2 protein-coding genes and 1 pseudogene are annotated in these 2220 nt (G+C 69.4%); 2 read left to right on the forward strand and 1 reads right to left on the reverse strand.

The window, feature by feature from the left end:
* Both thiI and G7A99_RS18340 read left to right on the forward strand, forming a co-directional pair.
* On the forward strand, positions 1-1084 hold a 1084-nt coding region (gene thiI / locus G7A99_RS18335), incomplete at its 5' end, for a tRNA uracil 4-sulfurtransferase ThiI (RefSeq protein WP_163142892.1).
* Positions 1085-1120: 36 nt separating this feature from the next.
* On the forward strand, positions 1121-1855 hold the full coding sequence (locus G7A99_RS18340; protein WP_018717115.1) for a DUF502 domain-containing protein: 735 nt from the start codon (positions 1121-1123) through the stop codon (positions 1853-1855).
* 101 nt (positions 1856-1956) lie between these two features.
* Here the strand turns inward: G7A99_RS18340 and G7A99_RS18345 are convergent.
* Positions 1957-2220, reverse strand: a pseudogene (locus tag G7A99_RS18345) (methyl-accepting chemotaxis protein); the annotation flags it as partial.

Below are 2220 nucleotides of genomic sequence, written 5' to 3' on the forward strand. Positions count from 1 at the left end.
CGCGCTGGAACGCGCGCTGGAGGCGGTCGGCGAGACCGCCGGCGTCGCAACCTTCGCGCCGGCGGTGTTCTTCCCCCGCGACGCCCTCTATGCCGGCGGCGACGGCCCGGACGTGGACGCCATCGAATCCGCAGCCCTCGCCCAGGCGGCGGAGCCGGCGAAGGGCAGGAGCTTCGCCGTGCGCGTCAACCGCGCGGACAAGGGCTTCCCACTGACTTCCGAGGCGTTCGCCCGACGCCTCGGCGCACGCATCATCGAGACCACGAGCTGGCAGCACGTGGACCTGCGCCGGCCGGACCGCGCCATCCACGTGGATATCTACCCCGAGGGCGTCTACGTCTACCATGACCGCCGGCGTGGGCCGGGCGGCCTGCCGGTATTCTCCGGCGGACACGTGCTCTCGCTGCTCTCCGGCGGCATGGACTCCCCGGTGGCCGCCTGGATGATGGCCAAGCGCGGCTGCCGTGTGGACTTCCTGCACATGACGGCCACGCACCTGCGCCCGGAAGACGCCGGGAACAACCTCGTCGCCCGCATCGCCGCGCACCTGAGCCGCTTCACCCTGCGCTCGCGGCTGCTGCTCGTGCCCTATACCCACTTCGACCTGGCTCTCACCGGGCAGGACAGCCAGGGCTACGACATGATCCTCTTCCGGCGCTTCATGACCCGGCTCGCCGAGCACGTCGCCGCGAACCTGCACGCCAGCGCGCTGGTCAGCGGCGACAGCCTCGGCCAGGTCGCCTCGCAGACGCTCGCGAACATGGTCTCCACCTCCCAGGCGGGCACGGTCCCGATCCTCCGCCCGCTGGTGGGGCTGGACAAGCACGAGATCATCGAGCGTGCCCGCGACATCGGTACCTTCGACATGGGCACGGAGCAGTACAAGGACTGCTGCGCGCTGCTCAGCCGCAACCCGCAGACGAAATCCCGCCACACCCGGCTGGAGGCGCTCGAGACGCGATTGTTCCCCGACTACGACGGGCTTATCGAGTCCAGTCTGGCGGACGCACTGATGCTCACCTTCGAGACCGGGCGGCTCACCGGCGTCGAGCCCGCTCTGTCCTCGTTGAGCGATGCGGGGTAATCTCGGGGAGAGCACCACGGCAACCCCCGGGCAGGCATGAGCGCAAACCTAGCCGGGCGCATCCGGAACTACTTCCTCGCCGGCGTTCTCACGGTGATCCCCATCTGGATCACCTGGGTGACCTTCCGTTTCGTCGCCCAGCGGCTGTCCGATTTCGGTCAGCCGTGGGTGGTGACGCTGGCGAGCCTGGTGAGCCCGTACTCGCCGGACGTGGCGGCGATCATGGTCACGCCGGCATTCGAGAACGCCGTCGGTCTGCTGCTCACCCTGCTCGGGCTGCTGCTGCTCGGCTGGGCCACCAGTCGTGTCGTGGGCCGGCGGATCATCGAGGGATTCGACGGCCTGATCAATCACATCCCGCTGGTGAAGAAGCTCTACGGCGCCACCAAGGCGCTGCTCGGCGCGCTCCAGCAGCAGCCCGACGAGGTCCAGCGGGTGGTGCTCATCGCCTTCCCCCACCGGGACATGAAGACCGTCGGCTTCGTCACCCGGGTGCTCACCGACCGCCGCACCGGCGACCGGATCGCGGCGGTCTACGTCCCCACCACGCCCAACCCCACCTCCGGCTACCTGGAGCTGGTGCCGCTGGAGTTCATTACCTCCACGGACTGGACCATGGACCAGGCCATGAGCTTCGTGATCTCCGGCGGCACCGTCTCCCCGGAGTACATCGACTATCACGATCACGGTGAACTCCCGGAGGAGTTCGCCAGGTCGGCGGACCGGGCGGAAGACACGGACAGGGAGGACCGTCCCGCGCAGGAGCGCTGACCGCCGGCCGGCGCCGGTCCCGGCATCGGCACGATCCGCCGGCAAGGCGGGACAGCGGCCCCGGCGATGGCACGGGGACCGCCGCGCTTACGGCCCGACGGTCAGGTCCCCGTACGCAGGTCCATGACCAGCGTCTGGAGCTCGCCGACTTCGCGGCGGATCTCCTCCATTGCCTGCACGTTCTCCCGCGCCGCACGCGCGGTCTGGTCGGAGACCTCCGCTATGCGGGAGATGTTCTGGTCGATCTCCTCGGCGACGTGGCTCTGCTCCTCGGCGCCGGTGGCGATCTGGCTGTTCATGTCGGTGATCGTACCCACCGCGTGGACGATGCCATCCAGCGCGGTGCCGGCCTCGTTGGTCTGGGC

It is taken from the genome of Arhodomonas sp. KWT (genome assembly GCF_010993615.1).